General features: G+C 40.5%; 26 protein-coding genes. 6 read left to right on the top strand and 20 right to left on the bottom strand.

The window, feature by feature from the left end:
* Positions 1-24 precede the first annotated feature (24 nt).
* Positions 25-2,490, top strand: a complete 2,466-nt coding sequence (locus CYP05_RS03050; protein ID WP_103641969.1) for an AsmA-like C-terminal domain-containing protein — start codon at positions 25-27, stop codon at positions 2,488-2,490.
* 157 nt (positions 2,491-2,647) lie between these two features.
* On the opposite strand, the gene CYP05_RS10105 is transcribed toward CYP05_RS03050, so the two are convergent.
* From CYP05_RS10105 to flgH, 16 genes are all read right to left on the bottom strand, one after another.
* Positions 2,648-2,965: a hypothetical protein gene (locus tag CYP05_RS10105; RefSeq protein WP_258031502.1), complete on the bottom strand. Its 318-nt coding sequence runs from the start codon at positions 2,963-2,965 to the stop codon at positions 2,648-2,650.
* A 196-nt stretch (positions 2,966-3,161) separates the two neighbouring features.
* The gene (hypA, locus tag CYP05_RS03040) at positions 3,162-3,503 is read right to left on the bottom strand and encodes a hydrogenase maturation nickel metallochaperone HypA (RefSeq protein WP_021087609.1); all 342 of its coding nucleotides are present in this window, start codon (positions 3,501-3,503) and stop codon (positions 3,162-3,164) included.
* A complete protein-coding gene (gene hypE, locus CYP05_RS03035; protein ID WP_103641965.1) occupies positions 3,503-4,495 on the bottom strand; it encodes a hydrogenase expression/formation protein HypE in 993 nt (330 codons plus the stop codon). Before hypE ends, hypA begins: the two co-directional genes overlap by 1 nt.
* An 8-nt stretch (positions 4,496-4,503) precedes the next feature.
* Complete coding sequence (hypD, locus tag CYP05_RS03030; RefSeq protein ID WP_103641964.1) at positions 4,504-5,592, bottom strand: hydrogenase formation protein HypD; 1,089 nt, start codon at positions 5,590-5,592, stop codon at positions 4,504-4,506.
* Entirely contained in the window at positions 5,592-5,831 is a 240-nt protein-coding gene (locus CYP05_RS03025) for a HypC/HybG/HupF family hydrogenase formation chaperone (protein WP_009293878.1), read from the bottom strand. The genes hypD and CYP05_RS03025 overlap by 1 nt, the downstream gene beginning before the upstream one ends.
* Positions 5,831-6,643, bottom strand: coding sequence for a hydrogenase nickel incorporation protein HypB (gene hypB, locus CYP05_RS03020; RefSeq protein WP_021093192.1), 813 nt, complete (start codon positions 6,641-6,643; stop codon positions 5,831-5,833). Before hypB ends, CYP05_RS03025 begins: the two co-directional genes overlap by 1 nt.
* Positions 6,644-6,766: 123 nt before the next feature.
* Positions 6,767-7,399, bottom strand: coding sequence for a GDYXXLXY domain-containing protein (locus tag CYP05_RS03015; RefSeq protein WP_103641963.1), 633 nt, complete (start codon positions 7,397-7,399; stop codon positions 6,767-6,769).
* The gene (locus tag CYP05_RS03010; RefSeq protein WP_103641962.1) at positions 7,396-8,658 is read right to left on the bottom strand and encodes a DUF2157 domain-containing protein; all 1,263 of its coding nucleotides are present in this window, start codon (positions 8,656-8,658) and stop codon (positions 7,396-7,398) included. Before CYP05_RS03010 ends, CYP05_RS03015 begins: the two co-directional genes overlap by 4 nt.
* Before the next feature lie 361 nt (positions 8,659-9,019).
* A complete protein-coding gene (nikR, locus tag CYP05_RS03005) occupies positions 9,020-9,433 on the bottom strand; it encodes a nickel-responsive transcriptional regulator NikR (RefSeq protein WP_103606748.1) in 414 nt (137 codons plus the stop codon).
* 45 nt (positions 9,434-9,478) lie between these two features.
* A complete protein-coding gene (gene hypF, locus CYP05_RS03000) occupies positions 9,479-11,704 on the bottom strand; it encodes a carbamoyltransferase HypF (RefSeq protein WP_103641961.1) in 2,226 nt (741 codons plus the stop codon).
* Positions 11,688-13,160: a hypothetical protein gene (locus tag CYP05_RS02995; RefSeq protein ID WP_103641960.1), complete on the bottom strand. Its 1,473-nt coding sequence runs from the start codon at positions 13,158-13,160 to the stop codon at positions 11,688-11,690. Before CYP05_RS02995 ends, hypF begins: the two co-directional genes overlap by 17 nt.
* Positions 13,157-13,699 carry a HyaD/HybD family hydrogenase maturation endopeptidase gene (locus CYP05_RS02990; protein WP_103641959.1) on the bottom strand — a complete coding sequence of 181 codons (543 nt, stop codon included), beginning with the start codon at positions 13,697-13,699 and terminating at the stop codon, positions 13,157-13,159. Before CYP05_RS02990 ends, CYP05_RS02995 begins: the two co-directional genes overlap by 4 nt.
* Positions 13,699-14,379: a Ni/Fe-hydrogenase, b-type cytochrome subunit gene (cybH, locus tag CYP05_RS02985; RefSeq protein WP_021085813.1), complete on the bottom strand. Its 681-nt coding sequence runs from the start codon at positions 14,377-14,379 to the stop codon at positions 13,699-13,701. The genes CYP05_RS02990 and cybH overlap by 1 nt, the downstream gene beginning before the upstream one ends.
* A gap of 9 nt (positions 14,380-14,388) precedes the next feature.
* Positions 14,389-16,107, bottom strand: a complete 1,719-nt coding sequence (locus tag CYP05_RS02980; RefSeq protein WP_103641958.1) for a nickel-dependent hydrogenase large subunit — start codon at positions 16,105-16,107, stop codon at positions 14,389-14,391.
* A 9-nt stretch (positions 16,108-16,116) separates the two neighbouring features.
* Positions 16,117-17,262: a hydrogenase small subunit gene (locus CYP05_RS02975; RefSeq protein WP_021085837.1), complete on the bottom strand. Its 1,146-nt coding sequence runs from the start codon at positions 17,260-17,262 to the stop codon at positions 16,117-16,119.
* A gap of 346 nt (positions 17,263-17,608) precedes the next feature.
* Positions 17,609-18,316, bottom strand: a complete 708-nt coding sequence (gene flgH / locus CYP05_RS02970) for a flagellar basal body L-ring protein FlgH (protein WP_002940928.1) — start codon at positions 18,314-18,316, stop codon at positions 17,609-17,611.
* Positions 18,317-18,382: 66 nt separating this feature from the next.
* On the opposite strand from flgH, the gene pta reads away from it, so the two are divergent.
* Genes pta through CYP05_RS02955 form a run of 3 tightly spaced genes read left to right on the top strand, consistent with a single transcriptional unit; the run spans position 18,383 to position 22,012 of the window.
* Entirely contained in the window at positions 18,383-19,750 is a 1,368-nt protein-coding gene (pta, locus tag CYP05_RS02965; RefSeq protein WP_103641957.1) for a phosphate acetyltransferase, read from the top strand.
* A 1-nt stretch (position 19,751) separates the two neighbouring features.
* Positions 19,752-20,945, top strand: coding sequence for an acetate kinase (locus CYP05_RS02960; RefSeq protein ID WP_103641956.1), 1,194 nt, complete (start codon positions 19,752-19,754; stop codon positions 20,943-20,945).
* 2 nt (positions 20,946-20,947) lie between these two features.
* Complete coding sequence (locus CYP05_RS02955; protein WP_103641955.1) at positions 20,948-22,012, top strand: tyrosine-type recombinase/integrase; 1,065 nt, start codon at positions 20,948-20,950, stop codon at positions 22,010-22,012.
* 47 nt (positions 22,013-22,059) lie between these two features.
* Here CYP05_RS02955 and CYP05_RS09910 read toward each other — a convergent pair whose 3' ends face one another.
* Positions 22,060-22,206 (bottom strand): hypothetical protein, encoded by a 147-nt coding sequence (locus CYP05_RS09910; protein ID WP_181001160.1) that lies wholly within the window; start codon positions 22,204-22,206, stop codon positions 22,060-22,062.
* A gap of 515 nt (positions 22,207-22,721) precedes the next feature.
* Here CYP05_RS09910 and CYP05_RS09905 point away from each other — a divergent pair.
* Together CYP05_RS09905 and CYP05_RS10325 are read left to right on the top strand one after the other, a co-directional pair.
* The gene (locus CYP05_RS09905) at positions 22,722-22,877 is read left to right on the top strand and encodes a hypothetical protein (RefSeq protein ID WP_181001159.1); all 156 of its coding nucleotides are present in this window, start codon (positions 22,722-22,724) and stop codon (positions 22,875-22,877) included.
* Positions 22,874-23,134, top strand: a complete 261-nt coding sequence (locus CYP05_RS10325) for a hypothetical protein (protein ID WP_430747657.1) — start codon at positions 22,874-22,876, stop codon at positions 23,132-23,134. Before CYP05_RS09905 ends, CYP05_RS10325 begins: the two co-directional genes overlap by 4 nt.
* 48 nt (positions 23,135-23,182) lie before the next feature.
* Here the strand turns inward: CYP05_RS10325 and CYP05_RS02945 are convergent, their stop codons facing one another.
* The 3 genes from CYP05_RS02945 to CYP05_RS02935 form a co-directional block, all read right to left on the bottom strand.
* Positions 23,183-23,632: a hypothetical protein gene (locus CYP05_RS02945; protein WP_103641954.1), complete on the bottom strand. Its 450-nt coding sequence runs from the start codon at positions 23,630-23,632 to the stop codon at positions 23,183-23,185.
* Positions 23,629-25,053, bottom strand: a complete 1,425-nt coding sequence (locus CYP05_RS02940) for a Mur ligase family protein (RefSeq protein ID WP_103641953.1) — start codon at positions 25,051-25,053, stop codon at positions 23,629-23,631. The genes CYP05_RS02945 and CYP05_RS02940 overlap by 4 nt, the downstream gene beginning before the upstream one ends.
* Positions 25,050-25,433 (bottom strand): alpha/beta fold hydrolase (locus CYP05_RS02935; RefSeq protein ID WP_430747656.1); only part of this gene is annotated, 384 nt, incomplete at its 5' end. The genes CYP05_RS02935 and CYP05_RS02940, both read right to left, overlap by 4 nt.

Here is a 25,433-nt window from a genome sequence, read left to right as displayed (position 1 = left end):
GATTTCGAGTTTTACGGCGTAAAATTGGAGCAATTATATATAAAGTTAGATAAAAAATTAATTGTAAGAGCAAAGCAGATCAAACTACCTAATTTTAAACAAAACGCAGAGCAAAAAGCCAGCGACAAGCAACTTTTAAACCTTAGTCAAGGCGTTGATTATCTTGAGACCTTTTTTCAAGAAATTTCGCTTGAGAGCGTGCAAATCGGCAATGATTTTAAGATCAAAATTTTATTTTTAGATGATATATTTTTCGTTGATAGCCCTTATCTAAACATCGATATCAAATTTCAAAATAAGCAGAAAGATGGCATAGATCGCTTCATAGTAAAAAATTTAAGCCTTAAAGATTTTAACGTCAGCATTAGCGGCGAGGGCAGTGCAAATTTTGACAAGGATGACTATAAATTTGATGGAAATTTCACCTCGCACGAGTTAAATGGCAAGCTTAGCTTTGCCTTAAAAGATACACTTTTAACCTACAAAGCCTATGACGTAAATGCTGGCAGTATCAAGGACTTCATCGCTGAGCTTGATAGTCGCATACACCTAAACAGCGAGGTTAAAAACTGGATATATGGCTACATCGTGGCTGATGACTATCACCTAAATGAGATAAACGGCAAGGTCGATATTGCCAAAAATGACTTTTATCTAAACGATCTAAATGCGACTGCAAATGCCAAAAATTTACTTGTTAAATTTGATAAAGGCTTGCCAGCTGTAAATGTAGGTGAGGCAAACATCACGCTTAATAACTCGAAGCTTAAATTTGACCTTACAGCTCCAGTTTATAAAGGCAAAAAGCTTGATGGCTCAAATGTCGCGATAAATAACATCTTTGATGAAAAGAGTGCAAATTTAGAGCTTTTTATAAAGACAAATTCTATTTACGATGAGGCGATAAATGAGATACTAAGAGCTTATAAGATCAACGTGCCAGTTAGGCAGCTAAGCGGCAAAATGGACGCTAGCTTAAAAATTTTGATAAAGCTTGATGAAAAGAGCTTAGAAAATTTTGACGAAAAGAGCGTCATCGCAAATGGCGACTTTAAGATAAGTGATGCTGTTTTAGATATCGCTGGGAGTAAATTTAACGCTAAAAGTGCCCTTGTAAAGCTCGTAAATACTTCTGTGCTAAACATCGATGCAAGCGGCTTTGGGCTTGATTTTTTCAGAGCAAATGCAAAAGCAGATATAAATTTACAAAAAAGCATCGGCGAGATAAAAGGCGTCATAGAAAGCTTTGATCTAAAAGAGAAAAATGATGAAATTTTAGCCTTTAAAAATGAACCATTTAGCGCGCTTCTTGACTTTAGTAAGCCAAGTGAGACCACGCTTAGCATTGAGCCTTTTGGACTAAATTTAAGCTTTGGCAATGAGAGCTTGATAGCTACGAAAAATAGCAACTTTATCATGCAAAACTCCCCAGTTTTAAAGCAAAATGGTGTGCTTGGCTTTGAAAATGTGAGCATAAAAAGCAAGGACTTTACTAATCTTGAAATTTTGGCAAAAGGGCTTAAATTTGACATGCCGTTTTTGGATAAAAATGGCTCAAAATATGATAGTGACGACTTTTTGATCACGGTCTCAAAGGCTGGCGTAAAGGTGCAGAGTGCAAGCAAAAAACTCTCTTTAAATATCGCCGAAAAAGGCATAGAGGCTAAGAGCAACGACCTAAATTTGCTTGTCCTTGATGACAACAGCACAAAAGAGCAAAGCACGCCACTTGAGCTCTTTGCAAAAAATGGCGACATCATCTTGCAAGATCTAAACAAAACCTTGCCATTTACTAGCTTTAGCGCCGAAAAAAAGGGCAAAAGCACCTCTCTAAATGGGCTAGCAAAACAAGGCAGAGTCGGATATTTTAGCGATGAGAAAAGCATAAATTTAGATGCAACTGATATAAGCGGCGAGTTTATCAACGACCTTTTTGGCATAAAGAGCTTTGAGGGCGGTAAATTTCGCCTAAAAATGCTTGGGGAGAGCTCTAAAAATTTCAAGGCTGAGGTGAGATTTTTTGGCACGTATCTAAAAGACTACATCTTTTATCAAAGGCTTTTAAGCTTTCTAAACTCGGTGCCGTCGCTTCTTAGCTTTAAAACGCCTGACTTTAACGACAAGGGCTTTACTGTTAAAAACGGCAAAATTTTACTTACAAGAAAGGGCGACGTGATCGAGTTTTTAGCGATTGAGATGATAGGCACGAGCGCAGATATCGGCGGACGCGGCACGATCGATCTAAAGAGCAAAAAGATAAACATCGACCTTGAGCTAAAGATACTAAAAGACGCAAGCGGTATCATCGACAAGATCCCACTTATCAACCAAATCATCCTTGGCAAAGACCGCTCGCTCTCAACCGTCATCGCCATACGTGGCACGACTGAAAAGCCGGAGTACTCGACGCAGATCTTGCAAGACGCCCTGCTCTCGCCACTAAAGATAATAAGAAACGTCCTGCAAGCTCCGTTTTTGATATTTGAGTAAAGTGTTGCGCAAAAATATTATTGTTTAGTCTGACTTTTACAAAATTTACGGCGGAGCTTATTATCCGCCACTCATTCTAAGTATCTTGCCAGACCCTCATCAAAACAAAACAATGCATCATTAATGAAATCTTCTAACATTTGCGGATCAATGCCTACTAAAGTTTAGTTGAAATTCTCGGCGTTTGATCGTCATTTAACTTATAAAGATTTTCAAAATGAAATGCTCGATTTCGAATTTTAACAGCAAGGTCATATAAAATCTTTACTTTTTGATAGTTTAAAAGTTTATTTTTGCGGTTAAATTTAAAATACTTTTTAAAATCAAGCTTATCAAGATTGAAGGTATCATTGTAAATTTTGGCTTCATCGATGTTTTTTGCCCAAAATCCAAAAGTTTGCTTTGAGACAAAGAGATCATCTAGCTCAAAGTAGCCGCCAAAAGAGCTTAAAATATCTACCTTATTATTATCCACCAAAGCCTTAAAAGCTAAATTTCTAGTGGCAATTTCCAAAATACCAAGTTTTTAAGCCAGCCTGTACTAGCAAAAAGTTCTTTTTATGCTCTTACTCGTTTTTATAGCTCTTTAGGCGTTTGATTGAGAAAAATTTAACACTATCCATAAAAATCAATAAATTCATAAAATTTTACGCACTATAATACGTAAAATTTTACTTCATCTCAAGGCGCATAAGATACATATCCTCGCCGTCAGTCACCTTTAAATTTTGGCTTTTACACTTTGGACAGGTAAAGTCATTTTCGCTAAGCTCCCCGCCAAATCCACAATCCAAACACTCTACAACAATGCCTTGTAAATTTATGACTAGCTCGGCGTTTTCGCAGATCGTGCCAGTCTTATAAACATCAAAGGCACTCTCTAGATAGTGTGGCTCCACTCCGCTTAAGCGGCCAACTTTTATCTCGATCTTACTTATCTCTTTGGCGTTTTCTTTGGCAGCATTTTTCTCGCAAAGACTGACTAAATTTTGAACGATACTAAGCTCGTGCATTAGCAGATCCTTGGTAGTAGCTCACCCTTTGGCGGCTCGAGAAATCTTCTTGATTTATAGGCGTTTTCGATGATGACACGCTCGTTTTTAGCTTCCAAAACCTTGCCAATTATCATCGCGTTTTGATCAAATTCTCTTAAAATTTTAAGTGCCTCTTCAGCCTGGCTCTCATCGACAGCCATCACAAAAGTGCCCTCATTTGCAAGTTCATAAGGCTCAAATCCAAACAGCTCGCAAACGCCCATCACCTCGTCTGCGACCTTGATATTTTCTTCAAAAACTAAGATGTCAAATTTGCTAAATTTAGCCCACTCATTTAGCACCGCACTTAGTCCGCCCCTTGTCGCATCACGCATAGTTTGTGGCTTTATGCCAGAGCTAAGCAGCTTTAAAACAACCTCTTTTAGGCTCTTGCAGTCACTTTTTAGATCAAGACCAAGCTCAAATTCCTCTCTTGCTGCTAGCACCACACCGCCGTGTCTGCCAACATCTCCAGAGATTAAAATTTTTGCCCCTGCTTTTAAATTTTTAAGCTCCACGCCTTCGCAAACTATCTCGCCGATACCTGCTGTGTTTATAAAAATTTTGTCGCATTTGCCCTTTGGCACGACCTTCGTATCGCCACAAACTACGCTCACGCCGCTATCTTTACAAGTTTTTGCAAGCGAGCCAAGCACACGCTCGAGCTCCTCTATACTAAGCCCCTCTTCAATGATGAGCGAGCAGCTTAGATATTTTGCGCTTGCTCCAACCATCGCAAGGTCGTTTATCGTGCCGCAAGCTGCGATCTTACCGATGTCGCCGCCATTAAAAAAAATGGGAGTTACCACAAAGCTATCGGAGCTAAATGCGATCTTGCCGTTTAAATTTAGTATCGCTGAGTCGTTGCTCTGCCTTAAAATTTCATTATCAAAAATTTTAAATATCGTCTCGTTTATAAGCGAGTTCATCTCCTCGCCGCCGCCGCCGTGGCTTAGCATTATCTTTTTCATTAAATTCCTTAACCAACTCTTGCGTATTTAAAATATGCCGCACAAGCGCCCTCGCTTGATACCATGCACGATCCTATCGGATTTTGCGGGTTGCAAACCTTGCCAAAGACCTTACAATCAGTCGGCTTTGCTAGCCCTCTTAAAATTTGCCCACAAATGCAAGCCTTGCTCTCGCCAGCGCTCTCTACGCTGCAGTCAAACTGCACTCTAGCGTCAAGATAGGCAAACTCATCTTTTAGCTTCATACCGCTTTGCGCTATCTCGCCAAGACCTCTCCAGACAAAGTCGCACGGCTCAAAATACTTAGCGATGAGCTCTTTTGCCTTGACGTTGCCCTCCTCTTTAACCGCCCTTGCGTACTCGTTATAGACTTCATATGTGCCTGCGTTTTGCTGACGGACTAAATTTAGCACACTTGCCATGATGTCAAGCGGCTCAAAACCGCTAATGGCAATCGGTCTTTTAAATTCACTCGCTAGCTCTTTATAAATTTTGCTACCCGTGATGACGCTTACGTGACTTGGTCCCAAAAATGCGTCTATCCTTACGTTTTCGTCGCTCATTATAGCTCTAACTGGAGCTGGGACGGTCACGTGATTTATATGAAAGTATAAATTTTTAATGCCCTCTTGCACCACTTTTTCAACCAAATTTGCGCTCATCGGAGTCGTCGTCTCAAAGCCAATAGCAAAAAATATGACATTTTTGTCTGGGTTTTGTTTAGCGATATTTAGCGCATCAAGTGGTGTGTAAAGTGCCCTTATGTCGTGTCCCTCGCCGCGAAGCTTTTGCAAGCTTGTCTTTGAGCCAGGCACTCTTAGCATGTCAGCTAGCGTGCAAAAGATCACATTCTCCATACTAGCAAGCTTACAGGCCTCGTCTATGCGGCTCTTTGGCATCACGCAGACTGGACAGCCTGGGCCATGGACGAAATTTATATGCTCTCCAACCAAGCTTGGCAGTGCAAATTTCATAATGCTATGCGTGTGGCCGCCACAAATTTCCATGATATTTAGCGGTTTTACGCTCTCTTTTTGTATGAGTTTTGAAAGGGCTAGGATTAAATTTTTATCGCGAAAGTCATTGATAAGATCCATCAAATTTTCCCCGCGTCCATATCTTCAGCGATCTTTTGATAGACCTCCAAGCTCTCAAGCGCAAACTGCGTGTCGATCTTTTGCATGGCGTATCCAACGTGAATTAGCACGTATTCGCCAACTTTTACCTCTTCAGAGATGAGATCTAGGCTTACTTTTCTGGTAACGCCCAGTGTCTCAACGGTGGCAACGTTATTTTCATCTATTTCTATTACTTTTGAAGGTATTGAGAGGCACATTATCTTAGCTCTTTTTTAAATTCCAAATAACTTATCCATTTATCGATGCCCTCGCCTGTTTTGCTATCTACTACAAAGATATCGACCTTTGGATTTAGCTTTCTAGCGTCGTTTTTCACTCGCTCGATGTCAAAGTCAAAGTGTGGCGCAAGCGATGCTTTTGTGATTAAAAGCACGTCAGCAGCCCTAAACATCACTGGATATTTGCTCACCTTATCATCGCCCTCTGGCACTGAAAGAAGCACAGCGTTAAAGTGTGAGCCGACATCGTAGCTTGCAGGGCAAACTAAATTTCCAACATTTTCTATAAAGACTAGATCAAGCTCATTTAACGGCAGGTGATGAAGTCCCTCATGCACCATAAAAGCGTCTAAGTGGCAGGTCTGACCTGTGCTTATCTGATGAGCTTTTGCGCCAGCTTTTACTATGCGGTCGGCATCTTGATTGGTCTCCAAGTCTCCCTCGACAACGCCTATTTTAAATTTACCAGCCTTTATCGTAGCCTCCAAAAGCGTAGTCTTGCCAGCGCCTGGACTACTCATCAAATTTACACAAAGTATCTTTTTCTCATCAAGATGCGCTCTGTTGTGAGCAGCCTCTTTGTCGTTTTCAGATAGAATTTTCTCTATCACGTCTATGGTTTTGCTCTCGTTTAGCACAGGGTGTGCGTGAGCCTCGTGACTATGCTCGTGTGCGTCATGAGCGTGATCCGTATGCCCGTCGTGAGTGTGTGGGTGTGAGTGAGTGGTGCCATCAGCATGAGTGTGAGTGTGGGCGTGATTACCCATTGAACAACCGCAATCTTTACACATTTTATTATCCTTTTTTATTAATTTTCAGAGATTTTAACGCTTAAATTTAAAAATAAAATTAAAATTTAAGGGCATTTTATGCAAATGAGATAAATTAACCCGTTTTTTAATTATCCTTTAAATTTACCTTTGATCTTGCAAGCGAACTGGCTCTTCAAAGCTCTCGTTATCATCTGTGTAGCCATTTTCATCAAAATTTTCATCATTGCTTCTTTTTTTGCCATTTGGCGTGATGATGAGATCTTTTAGCCTTGCCCTGCCATCATCCATCACCATCAAAACAGCAACAGCATCCACGTCTTGATCCATCATCTCTCGCTCAGTCTGCTTTGCCTTTTTAGTTGGCATGTAAAACTCTTCGATGCCGTATTTTACAAATGAATATCCATCAAATTTACCAGCTAAGAAAAGAACGTCTTTTGGCTTAGTAAAGCTAAATTTATCAAAAGCGTAAGTGGCATTAGCATCTTGCTTTAAAATGGCGTAAATTTCATCATTTTTTGAGATATTTCTATCATATATATATATCTCAACGCCAGTTTTTTCATCAAATTTAGACTGCTGCAGATTTGAAAAATCTGAAAAATCATAGCTCAAGCTCACGTAGTTTCCGCGAAAGAGATCCCTTGGATCGTAGAGATTTACCCTCACTTTTATCTCTTTTCCAAGGTAAAGTGGCATGAGCGCGTATGCGAGCATCGCAATTATTAGTAAAATTTGAAAGATTATAGCTAGTATTAGTGATCTTATCTTCATTTTGTACGTCCTTTTTTAGCAGCAACTGCGAGCACGACGAAGGCAAAGATGATAAATAGCGCCGTAGCCCCCAAATAATCGCCTATTAGCTCAAAGTATCTAACCACCGCAACTAAGAATATCATGCATAGTCCAAGCGTTAGCTCGCCATTTTTGATAAGCACGGCTGCGACGATGATGTTTGCTAGCGAGAAGAAGATATTTGCATATCCCACGCCTAAGCTAAAGACAAATGGCAAAGCAAAGAGTATCAAGCCAAGAAGCAAGCCGCTTTTGTTTTTCTCTTTGAAAAATAGCGCAATGCTAGCGATGCCAAATACAGCAAAAACCTTGCCAAAACTGCTATAAAAAAATGCTTTTGCAAACCAAAATTTATCTTCTTCTAGCTCGTAGATGTCGCCATTTGCATAAGCTATCAGGCAAACGATCAAGATAATGATGCCAAGATACTTGCCAAAGCCTTTTACAAGGTGCGCTAGCCTATCTCTAAAGCCAGCTAACGGGCTAAAGAGCGCGACAAGTAAAAGCGCGTATGAGAGCGATAAAGTAGCAGCCATCGGCGCTCTAAACATAAGATCATAGTCATAAAATTCGTTAAACCCACTGATCCTAGCGCAAAGTGAAACGATGTATAAAAATATATCCGCTAAAAGCACAATCGCAAGAAATGCCGAGTCACTTTTGTAAAGCGTGTAGGCGCCAAGGGCTATAAAGACGATAAATTCATAAGCAAACTCGCCGCCCATGCCCTTTAAAACAAACCAGATCGTCGCAAAGACAAGGCTTTGAGCCACTAGCAGACCCTTTTTGCTAGCAAAAGAGAGCGCCATTGCTCCAACGCTCCAGAGCAAAACTCCACCGCTTGGCTCGTCGCTAATGTTATAAATTTGAGCGATAAGCGCTATGGCTGCTCCGTAGCAGAAATTTCCCAAAAAGAGCGTAGCCGTGCCAAGCTTATCTTTGCCCTTTTTGAGATAATAAACTCCGCCAAAATTTACAAGTCCAAGCGTAAATAGCACAAGCACCAAGCGTATCAGCCTTGGCATCTCCTCCCAGTTTGCGCCAACTAGCGTAAAAAATGCAAGCGCGAAAAAGAGATAGGCAACCAACTTTAAGATAAAGCTAGTCTTTTCGCTATGAGCGTTTATATCTATATCATATAAATTTGCTATTTTTAAAGCGGTGGCCTTATCGACCACATCCTCTTTTTGCCAGCGATCTAGCTCTTTGGCTAGAAAATTTCTATTGTAAAAATTCATCTTTCATTCTCTTTAAATGACATTTTTTGTGGCTAATGATAGCATACAAGCGCCAAAAATGCTAGAACAAAAATAAAGCAAAAAAAAGGGAGAAATTTAAAGCCAAAAAACTTGGGCGGGCTTTTGCAAATTTAGCTTTAGCCAAAGCCCAAGTAAAAAAAACAAACGGTCATCAAACTTTCGCCACAAAAAGATATCAGGCAAGCAAGAAATAGCAAAACCCGCTATCAATTTGCAAAAATAGATCACAAAAACTGCTAAAAACAACCAAAAAGACAAAATAAGACAAGCTCTGCAGCCAAGAAAGCGCTGCTAGCTATTTACAAAAAACCTAAATTTAAGAGCCAAAAAAGCTTTTAGCTTAAAATTTAGGCACAGCGGCCTTTGTAAGTTTAGAAAACTTAACACCCTTTAAGCCAGCAATCCTGTCAGCAAAGCGCTCTATCTTGCTAGCCTCACCTCTTATCGAGATCGTTTCTAGGCAGTTGTGGTGATCGACATGAACGTGATTTGTGCAGATGATCTTCACATCAGAGTCATGCTCGATATCCATTTTTTTATTCACCAAATCGTTGTGATGATGCACATAAATGAGCGTCAAAACCCCAATCAACTCCTCGTCAGCGTCCTTCCAGCTGTCGCTTACGATCTTTTCACGGATCAAATCCCTTGTAAATTCACTCCTAGAAGCGTAGCCTTGTTCGCTAACTTTTCTATCTAGTTCGTCTAGCAATTGACTAGGCAAAGAAACACTAAAACGTATAACACTATCCATTTTTTGCTCCTTTCTCGTTTGATTACCGTTTATAATCATTATACATCACTTATTAGAAAATGTGGATAAATAATAATAAATTTGCCCTAAATTTACGTTAGAATCGTTACTGCAGAATTTCTTATTGATATAAAATTTCAAATTTGCTTCAGTAAATTTTTTGTAAATAAGCTCAAGCAAAGTCTTATTTTGAAAGACGCCGCCACTTAATAAAATCTCTTTTTTCTCATTTTTAGAAATTTCAAAAATAATATCAGCCATGCCATTTATAAATGCCGTTGCAGCAACTCTTGGCTCATCTTTTAAAGCGCTTTTAAAGGCATCTTTAAAGCCGATAACTCCGTCATTTAGGCTAAATTTGTAACACGCATCTAAATTTTTATCATAAAGCGCCTCAAGCCTCATGCCACTCTCTCCCTCGTAGCTTGAGCTAAAAATGCCACATATTATCGCACCAAATGCGTCAAATATCCTACCAACAGAGCTAGTTTTTACTAAATTTAGCCCCTTTTGCTCCATCATCTTGAAATTTCTAAGCACCTTTTCATCAAAATTTACTAAAAATTTACGCCCCTCGTCCTCAAGCTCATACTTCAAAATAATAGAATAAGCGATGAGGTAGATATTTTTTATGCTATTTTCGCCGCCAAATAAGCTAAATTCATCAAAGTGATAAACCCTTTTGTAGCTATTTTTATCTAGCCTAAAGACCTCGCCACCCCAAATTTTGCCATCCTCTGCATATCCAGTACCGTCAAAGCAAAAGCCAAGATACTCTTTGTCTGGCAAATCATTTTCAAAGATGACACTTAGCAAATGCGCGTAGTGATGCTGCAGATGAATTAGCTCAAAGCCCTGATCCTTTGCCCATTTTGTATTTAAAAAATTTGGATGCAAATCGGCTATAACTTTGTCTATTTTTAGATCATAAGTCGTTTCAAAAAGGGTGAAAATGTCTTTAAACCTATCAAAAGTCGCTACGTTTTTTAGATCGCCGATATATGGACTGATCATCAAAAGTCCGTCTTTGTAGATGCAAAATGAGCTCTTTAGCTCCGCTCCAAGTGCTAAAAATGTCCCTTTTTGCTTAAAATTTGTATGTATGAAATTTGGATTTAGCCCACGGCTTGTCCTTGTAAAAATCACTTCATCGCCAACGCAAAATGCGATACTATCGTCACTTGGCGAGTAAATTTCTCGGTCGTGATCAAGGTAAAAGTCTATAACCTCACCTAGTTTTTCCCTTAGCTCGCTCTCATCTTTTATCACAACCTCGCCTGAGATGTTTGCGCTAGTTGCGATGATGTCGTGCTCTAAATAATCAAATAGCAAAAGATGAATGCCGCTAAATGCGAGCATGACGCCAAGCTTATTTAAATTTGGCGCGACGCTTTTTGCGATATTTGAGCCGTTTTTTGCTTCAAGCAAGACGATAGGCTTTAAATTTGAGCTAAGAAGCTTCGCCTCCGCCTCTGAAATTTGCGCTATCTCTCTAGCGTTTTGTAAATTTTTACTCATCAGAGCAAAGGGCTTGCTTGGGCGGTGTTTTCTGGCTCTTAGCTCGCAAACTGCGGCTTCATTTGTCGCGTCGCAAACCAGATGAAAGCCACCAAGCCCCTTAATGGCTAAAATTTTGCCCTCGTTTATGAGCTTAGCCGCCTCTTTGGCTGCTTCGTTTTTACTAGCCAAGACTTTGCCAAATTTATCTTTTAGATAGAGTTTTGGCCCGCAGTTTGGGCAAGAGATCGGCTCTGCGTGGTAGCGGCGATTAAGTGGGTCTTTATACTCGCTCTCACAAAATTTACACATCTTAAACTCGTTCATCGTTGTATTTACCCTGTCATAAGGCAATGCTTTGATGATGGAAAATCTCGGTCCGCAGTTGGTGCAGTTTATAAATGGGTATTTGTAGCGTGGATTTGTGGGGTCATAAAACTCGCGCAAGCAGTCATCGCAAAGTGCGTAATCAGGCAAGATAGGCGCTTGCTTGGTAGCCGACTTTGAAGCGATGATCTCAAGTTTTTCGTAAATTTTATCTATCTTAAATTTATGCAGTTCATCGATCCTAGCAAGGGCTGGCAGCTTCTCATAAAGCTCTTTTTCAAAAGCCAAAAAGCTAGCCTCTTCGCCGCTAAAATTTAGCTTCACGCCCTCGTCATCGTTGTAAATTTCGCCAACTAGCTTAAATTTGTCCGCTAAAGTATAGACAAAAGGTCTAAAACCAACGCCTTGAACTAAACCTTTGATCTCATATCTAAAGCTTGATCTCAATGCCAAATCCGGGGTCAAAATTTGTTTTTATATTTGGGTTTAGGTGCTTTTTTATCAAGTTGCTAACTACCTTATTATAAAATAAATCCCCGCTTAAAGTAACATTTTTGATGTTAAATTTATCTCGTTTTTCATAGCTAAAATCGCTCAAAAAATGCGCCAAAGACTCGGTGCAACCAAAGCTGATATTCTTCTCTCCAGTGCCAGCAAGGATAAATGAAATGATACTTTTTACAAACTTAACACCGTCTAAACCAAAGTCATCTTTCATTTTATAATCTATCCTAACGCCCTTTTGACCGCTAAAATCGCTTGCCATAAGGAGTAAATTCTCCCCTGCTTTTTTAAAGTCACTGCTTAAACCAAGCAAGCGTCCAGCTATGCAAAATAGCGAGAAAAAGCTAGCATTTAAGCTAAATTTACCACTTGGCAGGGCGCTCTCTTTACTGAAGTTTTCAAGTAGTCTTTCGCCGCTCTCATCAGCTCTTATGAGCTCATAAATTTCTTCAAAGCTGCTAAATTTTGGTAAAAATAGAAGCTGCGTTTTGCTTGATTTTGAAAGCAGGCAAATTTCATCATCGCTAAATTTGCTAAATTTTAGCCCCAAAGCCACTTCGCCCAAATAACTAAGCTCAAATTCCTCATCTTTTGTATAAAAAAATGGGCTTAAAAGCGCGCTATTTTCAAGCAAAGCAAGCCTTGAAAGAGCGTTTTTTTGCTCCTTTACAGAAACGCTTAAAAAGCTAAAGCCCTCTTTGTTTAGCTGCTCGCAAAGGGCGTAAAGAAAAAGGTCATTTGGCGCCATCACGTCAAAAAATAGCGGTGCGTCCTCGTGGTTTTGCCTATAAATGGCTGTCGTCTTTAGCGCTAAAAGTGGCTTTTCAAAGCTAGCAAGCGCGATCTGCGCCCTATCATCGGCTATAAAAATTTTAGGTAGCTCTTTTAAATTTACAGGCATCAAGAAATTTGCATCAAATTTTACCCCAAGAGAAATTTCATATAAATTTTCATCTTGCTCTATGCAAACGCCCTTACCATTTTTTAATAAATTTAGGCAGGTTTTTTGCTTTTCATTAAAATTATCAAGCGTTATCTCGCCATCAAATTTACTCAAAGAGAGCACGCCGCTTTCATTTAAAATAGCCTTGCCATTAGCCAAAAATGCCGCCGCTTGAGACGGACTAAGCGTGCCAAATTTTATCTTTTTAATCTCATCTGCCACGTCAAGCTCATCTGCCACATCAACCTCGCTATGCTTTATAAAAAGGCTATAAGGCAAAATGGCGCTTGCTCTATCTGCTATGGCGCTAAGCTCATTGGCAGAGCCACTTACTTTTAGGGAAATTTGATCATTTTTACAGCTTATAGAGTGCTTAAGCTCCCCAGCTAATGAGCGTAAAAATGGCGCCAAAAATGCTGGCTCTTTAAAGCAGTCAAATTTAAAAGCAAGTATCATTTTAAACCTTTTTTGGCGTAGTCATCGAGGGTGTCATTTAGGGTGAAATTTGCTACCTTTTCACACTTAAAATCAAGCTCTTTTAAGTGATCAAGCAGCGTTTTTTCTAGGATATTAGAAGCTTTAATCACTTCATCTGAGAGGCTAAAATTTGATGACTCTATGCGGCTAGGCACGATGCCTAGGATTTTGGTTATCGGTCTATCGCCTGCAAGCTCCATTAGATGAAGGGTTTGAAGCATCTCGATCTCGTGAGCCGAGCCGTCCCAGCTGATAAAATTTGGTACGTTTAGAAAATCAAAAAAATAAACATCGCCCACGCTTGCGCCATTTGCGCTAATGCAATCAACGACGATAAGATAGTCAAATTCGCTTATTATGTGAGTTAGAGCGAGGGCTAAAGTGCCCCCGTCCATTAGAGTAAGCTCGTTTTTAGAACTTGTAAATTTATAGTTTTTAGCCATCAAATTTACAAAATGAACACCTATGCCCTCATCAGCAAACATCACGTTGCCAATGCCAAGAACCAGCACTCTCATCAGTGTTCTTTTACAAATTTATAGCCACTAACGATGGCGTCCATCGCTCCATTTTTGCCTTTAACGGCGTTAAATATCGCCATATAAACGTGAATAGGCACAAATATCATGATGATCCACATACAAATTCTATGTATCGTTCTAACATTTGCTAGTCCGCCCATAAGCTCTTCAAAGTATCTCGCTGGCTCGTAGATCGCTCCGCCAAGTCCGTTGTGATAAACATGAGCGTAAAGCACTAGGCCAGTTAGGCAAATGAGCGCTAAGATGACGTAAAAGAAAAAGTATGAGGCAAACTGCAATGGGTTATAAACGCCCCTTAAATGCGGGTGCGGTCCCATAAAGATGTAGTACTTTATCTGTGCGATCCAAACTTTTGGACTTAAAAAGTCAAGCACGCTCATCCACTCTTTTTTGCTGTGTTTATCAAAGACAAATAGATAGAATTTAAAGATAAATACCGCTATTAGCACAAAGCCAGCGACCTGGTGCGCCAAACGCCACTTTGCTTGCATGAAATTTGTAGGCTCGCTCGTGATCTCTGGGCTCATAAAGACATAAGAGATGTAGTAGCCGCTCACAACCAAAAGCGTGATAGCTATAAATCTAATCCAGTGTGTCAGCCTAACGCCGATGGAGAATTCGTATTCGCTGATCCTGTCAGGATTTTTATGTGACATCTTTTCTCCTTACAAATTTGGATTTATCTTATAAGTACTCAAATCATTTCCCTTCGTGTCCATAACATGCACGGCACACGCGATGCAAGGGTCGTAAGAGTGAATTTTTCGTATTATCTCAAGTGGTTTTGAAAGATCAGCGATCTTCATACCAACTAAGCACGCCTCGTAGCTGCCCATTTGACCTTTGGCATCTTTTGGAGAGGCGTTCCAAGTGCTTGGCACTACTGCTTGCCAGTTTGAGATGACGCCATCTTTTATGCGGCACCAGTGGCTTAGCGCGCCTCTTGGAGCGTTGCCTTGAAAATTTCCTTTATATTCTTTTTTGTTATCTATTACATATTTTGTGCAGGTCTCTTGATCTGTCTTTAAATTTTCGATCAAGGCATTAAATGCGTCCATCGTGTGCTCTGCGACCACTTTTGCTTCAAGCATACGAGCAGCGGTTCTGCCTAGAGTTGAAAAGACTGCGCTTAGTGGTAAGCCACTCTTTGCTAAAAACTCATCGACTACTTTTTTAACTCTCTCGTTGCCTTTAGCGTAGTTTATGACGATGCTTGCGATCGGTCCTACTTGCATAGGCATGCCGTCATATCTTGGCGCTTTGATCCAGCTATATTTGCCCTTTGTGTCAAAAAGCTTGCTATGAGCTAGCTTGCCCTCGCCGTCTATGCTCTCGCCATCAACAAGGCCTGTATAGTTTGCCTCTGTCTCACCATCATAAGGGTGAAGTGCTTTGTCATTTTTATACCAAGCTCTTGTCGCCTCTTCTGTGATCTTGTCTTCGTCTATGTCATAAACCTTGCTAAGATCGCTATTTAAGATGATACCGCCTTTAAATAGATGATCATTTTTGCCGATCAAAAACTCATCGTAGCAAAGTAAATTTGATACGCCAACGTCGTTTAGAACGCTTGGTTCGTTTGCATAAGCCTTAGCAGCCATCAAAATATCTGGATAGTAAGCTCTATCAACAAATTCTTTGATCTCAGCAAATTTGCTCATATATTCGCCCATTCTAGCTGGATCCATAAGGTCCATCACGCAGGTCACGCCACCAACTGTTAGGCTTTGTGGGTGTGGGTTTTTTGCGCCAAAGATAGCCATCATCTGAGCTGCTGTTCTTTGGATCCTTAAGCACTCTAAGTAGTGTGAGAGGACGATTAAGTTTTGCTCTGGCGTAAATTTATATGTGCTATGTCCCCAGTATGCGTTGGCAAATGGTCCAAGGTTGCCCTTTTTAACAAAGGCTTCAACTCTCTCTTTTACCTCTTTTAGTTTGTCTGCGCCTGTTGCAAATGGCAGATTAGTGTATTTAAACGCCTCCTCTCTAGCTTTATGTACATCAGCGCTTAGTGCAGAGACGACGTCCGCCCAGTCCATGCCGTGGAGCTGATAAAAGTGCACGATGTGGTCGTGAAGATATAAAGCTGCGTTCATGAGCGTTCTAGTTAGCTCAGCATTTAGCGGAGGCTTGATGCCAAGGGCGTCCTCAACTGCTACTATGCCTGCTCGGTAGTGTGAGTATGTGCAAACGCCACAAATTCTTTGCATGAAAAAGCCAGCATCTCTTGGGTCTCTGTTTTTTACTATCTGCTCTAAGCCCCTCCAAAGAGTTGAGCCAGAGTAAGCCTCTTTTACAACGTTGTTTTCATCGACTACGACTTCGATTCTTAAGTGCCCTTCGATACGTGTTATAGGGTCTATTACTATTCTTTTTTCACTCATTTTTTCGCCTTATTCTTTATCTTTACTCATACAAGCTAGTGCAGCGTGAGCCGCTATACCAACACCAGCTAGAGCTAAAATTCCAATGCCTATTTTATCACTTACATTATCAGCGCCAAGCCCTAAAACAGTGTCAAACAGCCTATCAGCCATAGGCTCTTCAAACGGCCCCATCGTATCCCAGAAGTCTGGCTCTGAGCAGCCTATACAGCCGTGACCTGCTTGAACTGGCCATGATGTGTGCTGGTTAAATCTCTCGCGTGAGCAGTTATTAAATGTATATGGACCTTTACAGCCTACTTTATATAAGCAGTAGCCATTTTTTGCGCCCTCGTCGCCAAAGCTTTGGACAAACTCGCCTGCATCAAAGTGGCCACGTCTCTCGCAAAGATCGTGAATTCTTAAGCCATAAGCCCATTTTGGTCTGTTATAAACATCAAGTGCAGGCAAGGTACCAAATAGCAAGTAGTGAAGCACGTTGCCAACGATGTTTTTCTCGCTTGGAGGACAGCCTGGCACGTTTATGACTGGCTTATCAGTCACCTTTGAAAGACCGACTGAATTTGTTGGATTTGGCTTAGCTGCTTGGATACCGCCAAAGCTAGAACAGGTGCCAATAGCAAAGATAGCAGCTGCGTTAGCAGAGGCATTTACAGCGTGAGTTTTGCCGCTTGTGCCATGAGGTCCGACTGTTAAAAAGTGTTCAGTTGCTCCAGTTGGGACACCACCCTCAACTAGCAAGATATATCTGCCTTTATATTTTTCTATCGCATGCTCTAAATTTTCTTCAGCCTGCCAGCCAGCAGCCGCCATGATAGTTTCGTGGTATTCAAGGCTTATATAGTCAAATATAAGGCTATCTATGCTTGGAGCGTCAGTTCTTAGCAAGCCCTCGCTACAGCCAGTGCATTCTGCCATGTGAAGCCATATCACAGGGAGCCTATCGCTTAGCTCAGCAGCACGAGCAACCATCGGTGTCATCGCGCTTGGCAATGCCATAAAAGCTGTCATCGCACCAGCCCACTTCATAAAATCACGCCTAGTAAAGCCCTTATCTTTTAAAAGCTGCGCAATACTAGTGTCATTTTTCATCTTAGGCAATGCACTAAGTTCGCTTAAGCGTCTATTGATCTTTTGACGCAAGTCATTATTCATATAAGCTCCTTCATTAGAAATTTATTTATTTTGTATATTATCTTTTTTTGAAAAGAGAAATATTATTTTATTTCATTAATAATTATATTTAAATAAATTTTAAAGTCTAAATTTTTAAATGCCTTGTTATCAATAGTCCTAAAATATGCTAAAAAATAATATTTAGTGAGAATTTATCCCATTTTGAGAAATGATATGGCAAAAATTTTATTGTTCTGAAAGTAAATATCAATTAAATTTTTAATAATTTTTAAAAAATATAATTTAGTATATTTAAGAATAAAGGGCTTTGAAATATAAATTTTTAAAAGCCTAAACGGGTTAAATTTAGGCTTTTAAATTTGCATTAAAATGGCCAGATAGCCTCCATAAGCCTTGTGCCCCAAGGTTTTTTGGTTGATTTGTCTAGCTCGCCCTCAGTTTTATACAAAATTTTGGCGTCAGCTATGTATTTTGAGTCGATTTCGTTGTTTTGCGAGATGTCGTAAGGTCTGATGACGCCACTTACTTGCATGATCTGTTTTTCGCCGTTTATGAGTAGCTCGCGGCTGCCCTCGATGAAGTAGTTGCCGTTGTTTAAGATCTTGATGATCCTAGCTGAGATGGTTGCGGTAAATTTCTCGCTCCTGTTGCTAGTGCCACTACCTGTAAATTTATTGCCACCACCTGCTTTAAAGCCGATGTCACCGTATTTGTTTAGATTATCAGCCACGGTTGAGAGCGGTGCAGCCCCAGCTGTGAAAACGCCTCCGCCAAGCGAAATGGTGCTATCTTTGTTGGTGCTTTTGCTACCGCTTGAAATTTGACTTGCGTTTTCTGAGATGACGATGGTTACGATGTCATTTACATTCATCGCTTTTCTATCTGAAAAAAGAGGGTTTTCGCCCTTGCCAAAGAGACTGCCGGCGTTGCTTTGACCGCTGCCACTATCTTTTGAAGGGAGTTGCTCGACATAAACTGGAGGTTTCATATTGATATGAGGATCTGCACTTGGGGTGCAACCTGTGTAAAAAATGCCCGCAAATGTGACGAGCCAAATCTTTTTATAGTTCATAAAATGCCTTAAAATAAGTATCTTTGTGCTAAGATTAAGCAATTTAAGTTCCCAAAAAGGTCACAAATGAAAAGTTGTTACATTTTTTCAGACAAAAATCTAGCATATTTGCAGGAAATTATAGCTACAAAATTCAAAAAAGTTGAGATCTTTAAGATAACTCCAGACGAAAATGACAAAAAAAATCTAATAAATTTAAATGAAAAGAAGTTTTTTTTAAAATTTATAGATAAATTTGAAGAGATAAAGGCTAAAAGCGACTTCGTCATAGTCGTTGGCTGTGAGGGCTTTAGCGTCTTTGGCAAAAGCGAGCTAAATTTAAAACTAGCTAGAAATTTAAACGCTCCAGTCTTTGACAAAAACGCAAGCGAGCTAAGGGTGCTAAATTTAAACTCAAAGCTTCTAATAACTGATAAATTTGATGAAATTTTAAGCTACAAGCACGAGATCATCACGCCGTTTAAATTTCAAAGTCTGCTTCTAAAAAGAGCCAAAGCGGCAAGCAAGACAGTCGTTTTGCCTGAAAGTGATGATGAGAGAATTTTAAAAGCAGCTCACATCGTGCTAGAAAAAGGTGCGGTAAATATCATCTTGCTAGGGCTTGAGAGTGAAATTTCAAAAAAAGCAGCCACTTTGGGGCTAAATTTAAGCAAAGCAAAGGTGCTAAACCCTGCGCAAAATGAGCTAACAGATGAATTTGCAAATAAAATTTATGAGCTAAGAAAACATAAAGGCGTGGATGAAGCCAAGGCAAACGCGCTTGCAAAAGATAAAATTTACTTTGCCACGATGCTAATACATGAAGGCATGGCTGATGCTTTGGTAAGTGGCGCTACGATGAGCACGGCTGATACGATCCGCCCAGCTTTGCAGATCATAAAAACAAAGCCAAATGTAAGTGTGGTAAGCGGGGCATTTTTCATGGCGCTTGAAGAAGAAATTTTACTCTTTGCAGACTGCGCTGTCACGCCAAACCCAAGCGCGGACGAGCTAGCTAGCATCACGCTAAGTAGCGCTCAAACAGCAAGTGCCTTTGGACTTAGCCCAAAGATCGCCATGCTAAGCTACTCAACAGCTGATAGTGGTAGTGGGGCTGATGTTGAGTTTGTAAAAGAGGCTGCCAAAAAAGCAAGCGAGCTTGATGCGAATTTAAAGATCGCAGCGCCAATTCAGTTTGACGCGGCGGTTGATCTAAGCGTGGCTAGCAAAAAGATGCCAAATTCCGATGTCGCTGGGCGGGCAAATGTCTTTATCTTCCCAAATTTAAACTGCGGAAACATCTGCTACAAAGCAGTTCAGCGAAGTGCAAACGCCCTAGCTGTGGGCCCGATACTTCAAGGGCTAAAAAAGCCAGTAAATGACCTAAGCCGCGGCTGCCTCGTCGAAGACGTCGTAAATACCATCTTAATAAGCGCGATACAAGAAGGAGAGTGATATGAGAATTTTAGTTTTAAACTCAGGTAGCAGCTCGATAAAATTTCAACTTTTTGAAATGCAGACAAAAACAAGCCTAGCAAGCGGTCTAGTCGAGCAAATCGGCAGCTCTAGCTCAAGGGCGGTGTTAAAGGCAAATGGCGAAGTTTATGAGATAAAACGCTTCATAAAAGACCACCACGACGGACTTGAAGCGATGAACGAACTCTTTACCACCTCGCATACGCTGCACGATCTAAGCGAGCTTGACGGCATCGGACACAGGATAGTGCATGGCGGCGAGAGCTTTTTTAGCTCGATGATCGTTGATGAGAGCGTTATCAAAAAGATCGAGGAGATAAGCCCACTTGCCCCTCTTCACAACCCAGGGCACCTTGCTGGCATCAAAAATGCGATGAAAGAGAGCAAAAACGTGCCTCACGTGGTCGTTTTTGACACTGTGTTTCATCAAAGCATGCCAGAGTACGCCTACCGCTACGCCCTACCCTACGACGTTTGCAAGACTCATCACATCAGAAAATATGGCTTTCACGGCACTTCGCACAGATATGTCTGCAAACAAGCTGCTAAAATGCTTGGCATAGAGTTTGATAAATTTAACGCCATCTCGCTTCACTTAGGCAACGGCGCCTCAGCTTGTGCTGTGCAAAATGGTAAAAGTATCGACACCTCGATGGGACTTAGTCCGCTTGAAGGGCTCATAATGGGCACAAGAAGCGGCGATATGGACCCAGCCGTGGTCATCTATTTGCTAAATATCGGCGTTTTAAAGTGGAACGAGATCGATAACTTCTTAAACAAAAAGAGCGGACTTTTTGGAATTTGTGGCTCAAGCGACATGAGAGAGGTCGTAGCCAAGATGCAAAACGACGAGCGCGCAAAGCTTGCGTTTGAGATGTTTTGCTACCGAGTGAAAAAGTATATCGGCTCATACTACGCCATTTTAGGGCGTGTTGATGCGCTCATATTCACTGGCGGTATCGGCGAAAATGCGCCAAACACAAGGCAAAAAATTTGTGATGATCTAAAACATCTTGGTATCCACATCAACCACGAGCTAAATTTCTCTGACAAGCGAGGCGAGAGGTGCATAGATGAAGAAGGGGCAAAGATAAAAACGCTCATCATCCCAACCAACGAAGAGCTAGAGATCGCCATAGAGACAGCTAGAGTGATAAAAGAGAGAACGCTTTAAGCATGAAATTTCCACTTGACTGCAAAGATAGTTTTGATAGCTCATTTATATTTTGGCTCACAAGATATGTCAAATTTAAGCTTAGCTCGCTTTCAAACAAAGAGCTAAGAGATCCAAAGGCGCTTGCAAGTGTAAATTTCGCCCTAAGCCGCGATATAAAAAATATAGAGCAGCTTGATGGGCTGGTAAAAAGCGCTAGAAATGCAGGACTAACTGGTATAAATACCTACTTTAACCCGCTTAAAAAGATATATGAGACGATGAAATTTTATGAGCTTAGCAGTCTAAAGCAGATCGATGAAGAGTTGCTAAGTGAAATTCTAGCAAGCACCACTGGCGGACTAAGTGATGCGAGCAAGAAAAACTACAGAATTTCAGTGATAAATTTCTTTGCATTTTTAGACAAACAAAACGAAGAGGACGGCAAGGCTCATGTTTTTGATATAAATTTAAAAAACTGGGGCGGTGTTAGTGGCAACAAAGGGCAAAAGCTGCCTGAATTTATGGGCGAGGAGGAGATCAAGAAATTTCTTGATGCGATCGAGCAGAGCGACTTTAAGCAAAACTCAAACCGCAACAAGCTCATCATAAAAATCATCATCTTTACTGGCATTCGTGTGAGCGAGGCGCTAAATTTAAAGAGAAAAGATATCACTGAAGATGGCGATCTTTTTATCATCAGGATCCGTGGCAAAGGCAACAAATACCGCATAGTAATGATAAAGCGTCACCTAATCGAAGCTCATCTAAACGCAATCGCCATAAACTACATCAACAAAGAGGGCTACCTTTTTATAAATAAAAAAGGCACGAGGCTCACGCAAGCTTATGTTAGCCGTATCGTGGAGCAAATTTTATTTAAAGCAGGCATCAGAAAAGAGAAAAACGGCGCTCACATGCTGCGCCACACATTTGCAACTATGCTTTATAAAAAGCAAAAAGACCTTGTGCTAGTGCAAGAAGCCCTTGGACATGCAAGCCTAAATACCTCGCGAATTTACACGCACTTTGATAGCGACAAGCTAAAACTAGCCGCAAAAGTGGCTGAGGACTTGGCAAATGAGTAAATTTAAATCAAAATTTACTCATTAATAGCGAGAAAAACGCAAATTTATCATTTTACCACCGCAAAGCAAGCTACCAAAGGACTTTGCTCTGCTAAAAATACTAAAAATTTGATGCTAAAAGGCTTGATAAGCTGGTAGATAGCTATCTTAAATTTAAAGTCGCCTATCTTTGTCTTTTGGGTGAGAAGCTTCATCTTTGGTGTGCTTGATATAAACCGCTTTATGACGGGACAAATTTAGCTTAAAGCCCAAGCAACCCAAAGGCAAACGCCTATGCACTCTCAACTTTATAACGAGGTAAATTTGGCTTGGAGCGCTAAAACTAGCCATTTTTCTAGCTCACGCCATCCTTTTTATAGTCATAGCCGGTGCGACACTTGACGCAGTTACAAACACCACTACCAAAGATCTGCAAAATGCCTTTAGACTAATCTGGGCAAATAGTTTTATAGTTGGCATTTTTGGCGTTGTCGCAACCATTTGATGATTGCCTATCTTTCTAACCAGTAGCGCCGTGAGAAAGCAAAATTTAGAAAAATTTTAAAATTCACAGGCGAAGCAAGCCTAAATATCACTTTGCCCTGCGGTATAAATTTACCCTACTTATATAAAAAAATGCGTAGCTTTAACGCAAAATGTGGCTGTCTTTACAACTATTTTAAATGAGCCACCTTCATAAAGGCGGCAAAATACTAGGCATTTTAATGACTTGCTCTTTGAAGGTAGCGAAATTTACAGTGAGGCGATTAGATTTTTCAAAGAAATTTTAGGCGTAAAAGCTGCGCCAAAATATGAAAACGAGCTTGAAAAGATAGAAAAAGTCAGTAAATTTAAAGAGTTTAAGATAGCCATAAAAGACAGATAAAGGCTGATGAGGAGCTAGCATATAAGCTTGCTAGTAAGATAGTTTTTGCTGCATTTGATAGTGGGGCTGATTTTTTACTAGCTAGCAACGAGGCCGAGTTTTATATCTTTGACACGCTAGCAAAAAAGCTTGAGAAGTCTGCTAATAGAAGCTTGCAAGACTTTTATGTCTTAAGAGTGAGCGAGCTAATGGCGTTTGAAAATAGCGAGATACCAAGCGGGCTAAAAGAGCATGTTTTGAAGGTAGCCATTATTTAGACTTGCCTAAATTTAACATTACAAAGCCAAATTTAAAAGCTTTAAATTTTACTTTTTAGCCCCCTCTTTTGGCTCTTCTACCGTTTTATTCGCCTCTTGCTCTTTAAACTCTTCAAAAAGCTCATCATACCTAGCCTTAGCATTTTCGTATACGCCAGATGGCAAGGTGATGTTTAGATCGTCTTTTAGGCTAATAACGTCATCACAAGCATTTTGATATCCAAGGTCGCAGCTTTTCATAAAATAACTCACTCCAAGCTCGATATTTGAGTGCTTTTTTAGATCACTATCCATCTGCTCGTTTATCTCTTCATTTACAAACATATCGCCCAAAGCCTCGCATGAAAGCACATCTTTTTGCTCGCAACCATCGTAAAAAATTTCATACGCAGTTGCGTAGTCTCCAGCATTTCTAGCCTCATTGCCCCTGTCGTAGTCATCGATGTCAAAGCCTGAGGCTAAGCTTAAGATTAGAGCTAAAAAAACTATCTTTTTCATATAAAACTCGGTGCGTCGTTTGAAAATAGTATAAGATCGCCAGCGTGCGTGTTTTGGGCTAAAATTTCTTGCATTTTGTTCTTGTCCTTTAAGATGATGATCTTTGGCTTTACGATATGTTTTAGCAGAGTTTGGGCGTTTAGCGAGCTTGTGATGATGACGAGGTCGAAAATTTCATTTATCACCTTGGCTAAATTTGCATTTTGCTCAGCATCGCTCTCAACGATACCAGGCGTTAGCAGCACTTTTCTACCAGCGTAGGTGCTTACTAGCTCGTAGCTAGCGCTCATGCCTGAGAAATTTCCATTAAAGCTGTCATCTATTATCAGCTTGCCGCCAGCCTCGATCTTGCTTAGGCGGTGCTCGACGTTTTTCATCTTAGATAGCGCACTATCTATCGCTTCATCGCTCATTTTTAGATATCTTGCCACCTTGACGCAAACGGCTAAATTTGTAGCGTTAAATTTGCCAAGTAGCGGCGAGGCGTAGTTTTTGCCATCAAGCGTAAATGAAATTCCATCTAAATTTGCGTTTATATCTTTTAGGTTCTCATCGTAAATTTCTATATTTTGGCTTGGCTCTTTTTTTGTCGAGCTATGTAAAAATGCCCTTTGCAAGCGAGCGCTTTGCAACGCCTCGAGCTTTGTCGCGCGGATATTATCAAGCGTTTTAAAGTACTCGATGTGTTGCGCGCCGATCTCGCCAACGATGACGATTTGTGGATTTAGAAATTTAGTGATCTCTAGGATGTCGCCCTTTAGCCTAGCGCCTGCTTCAGCGATGTAAATTTGCGTTTGCTCGCTTAAATTTTCGTTGATGTCTTTGATGATGCCAGCCATTGTATTTACGCTGCGAGGCGTTTTGTAGCAGACAAAGCTATCTTTTAAAATTTCAAATAGGAAATTTTTGATACTCGTTTTGCCGTAGCTTGCGGTGATTAGGATGATCTTTAGCTCTTTGTTTGCGCCAAGTTTTTTAAGCGCCTTATTTTTAAAGCCTTGAAATTTGATCTTTTCTAAAATTTCACTAAAAAATAGGCTCACGACCAATACAAAAAGTGGCATAGGAGCCAAAAACGCCTTGTGGATGATGAAATTTAAAGCGTAGTTTAAGATGATAGCGCAAGCAAGGATCACAAAAAAGTGCTTGATCCTGCCTGTAAAGACTAGCTTTTTATCAAGTTTTTTATGCCAAAGATAAAGAGCTGGCAAAAGCGCAAAGTAAAAATAGATAAAAAACCACTTGCCAGTCGTGTAAAATAGCACTAAAGGCACGATGAAGAAAAAGACGTGCCAAGCAGGCTTTGTGAAGTGAAAGAGCACACGCTCAGGCTTATATGAAAACCACTGAAAACAAGTGATCACATAAAAAGCAAGCGCAAAGATAAATAAAACTGTGCTTATGCTTAAAAATATACTCATCTTATCTCCTCAATCCCGCTCTCATCGTCATCTAGCACGACATTTTTTGCTTCATTTGGCTCAAAATTTATCCCTTTTTCTATCTCGTCACATATAAATTTAGCGTGGAGCAAAAAGAAAAAGTGATCGCCACTGAGTGGAAAAAATGAGCTATTTTTGATAAGCCTATCTATGCTCTCGCCGCTTGTTACAGGCGTTGCCTTGTCATTTTCTCCCCAAAATATAAAAGCCCTGCCCCCAAAGTCAGCAAAAAGCTTTGTAAAATCCTCATCAACGACGTTTTTTAGGGTTTCATACATCACTCTGCTCATGCCGCTCACATCTTTTGTGGCAAAGAGTTTGTAAAATTTACCAAAGCCAAATATCTTTAAAATTTTAAA

Source organism: Campylobacter concisus, from assembly GCF_002913545.1.
Lineage (GTDB): Bacteria > Campylobacterota > Campylobacteria > Campylobacterales > Campylobacteraceae > Campylobacter_A > Campylobacter_A concisus_AV.
Note: the sequence above shows the minus strand (reverse complement) of the source record. Positions and strands in the feature narration are given on the sequence as shown.

Bases quoted from the DNA above. Each gene is read 5' to 3' on its own strand.
- hypA (WP_021087609.1), bottom strand. From the start codon at position 3,503: ATGCACGAGCTTAGTATCGTTCAAAATTTAGTCAGTCTTTGCGAGAAA.
- hypE (WP_103641965.1), bottom strand. From the start codon at position 4,495: ATGAAAAAGATAATGCTAAGCCACGGCGGCGGCGGCGAGGAGATGAAC.
- hypD (WP_103641964.1), bottom strand. From the start codon at position 5,592: ATGGATCTTATCAATGACTTTCGCGATAAAAATTTAATCCTAGCCCTT.
- CYP05_RS03025 (WP_009293878.1), bottom strand. From the start codon at position 5,831: ATGTGCCTCTCAATACCTTCAAAAGTAATAGAAATAGATGAAAATAAC.
- hypB (WP_021093192.1), bottom strand. From the start codon at position 6,643: ATGTGTAAAGATTGCGGTTGTTCAATGGGTAATCACGCCCACACTCAC.
- CYP05_RS03015 (WP_103641963.1), bottom strand. From the start codon at position 7,399: ATGAAGATAAGATCACTAATACTAGCTATAATCTTTCAAATTTTACTA.
- CYP05_RS03010 (WP_103641962.1), bottom strand. From the start codon at position 8,658: ATGAATTTTTACAATAGAAATTTTCTAGCCAAAGAGCTAGATCGCTGG.
- nikR (WP_103606748.1), bottom strand. From the start codon at position 9,433: ATGGATAGTGTTATACGTTTTAGTGTTTCTTTGCCTAGTCAATTGCTA.
- CYP05_RS02995 (WP_103641960.1), bottom strand. From the start codon at position 13,160: ATGATACTTGCTTTTAAATTTGACTGCTTTAAAGAGCCAGCATTTTTG.
- CYP05_RS02990 (WP_103641959.1), bottom strand. From the start codon at position 13,699: ATGAGAGTGCTGGTTCTTGGCATTGGCAACGTGATGTTTGCTGATGAG.
- cybH (WP_021085813.1), bottom strand. From the start codon at position 14,379: ATGTCACATAAAAATCCTGACAGGATCAGCGAATACGAATTCTCCATC.
- CYP05_RS02980 (WP_103641958.1), bottom strand. From the start codon at position 16,107: ATGAGTGAAAAAAGAATAGTAATAGACCCTATAACACGTATCGAAGGG.
- CYP05_RS02975 (WP_021085837.1), bottom strand. From the start codon at position 17,262: ATGAATAATGACTTGCGTCAAAAGATCAATAGACGCTTAAGCGAACTT.
- flgH (WP_002940928.1), bottom strand. From the start codon at position 18,316: ATGAACTATAAAAAGATTTGGCTCGTCACATTTGCGGGCATTTTTTAC.
- pta (WP_103641957.1), top strand. From the start codon at position 18,383: ATGAAAAGTTGTTACATTTTTTCAGACAAAAATCTAGCATATTTGCAG.
- CYP05_RS02960 (WP_103641956.1), top strand. From the start codon at position 19,752: ATGAGAATTTTAGTTTTAAACTCAGGTAGCAGCTCGATAAAATTTCAA.
- CYP05_RS02955 (WP_103641955.1), top strand. From the start codon at position 20,948: ATGAAATTTCCACTTGACTGCAAAGATAGTTTTGATAGCTCATTTATA.
- CYP05_RS09910 (WP_181001160.1), bottom strand. From the start codon at position 22,206: ATGAAGCTTCTCACCCAAAAGACAAAGATAGGCGACTTTAAATTTAAG.
- CYP05_RS02945 (WP_103641954.1), bottom strand. From the start codon at position 23,632: ATGAAAAAGATAGTTTTTTTAGCTCTAATCTTAAGCTTAGCCTCAGGC.
- CYP05_RS02940 (WP_103641953.1), bottom strand. From the start codon at position 25,053: ATGAGTATATTTTTAAGCATAAGCACAGTTTTATTTATCTTTGCGCTT.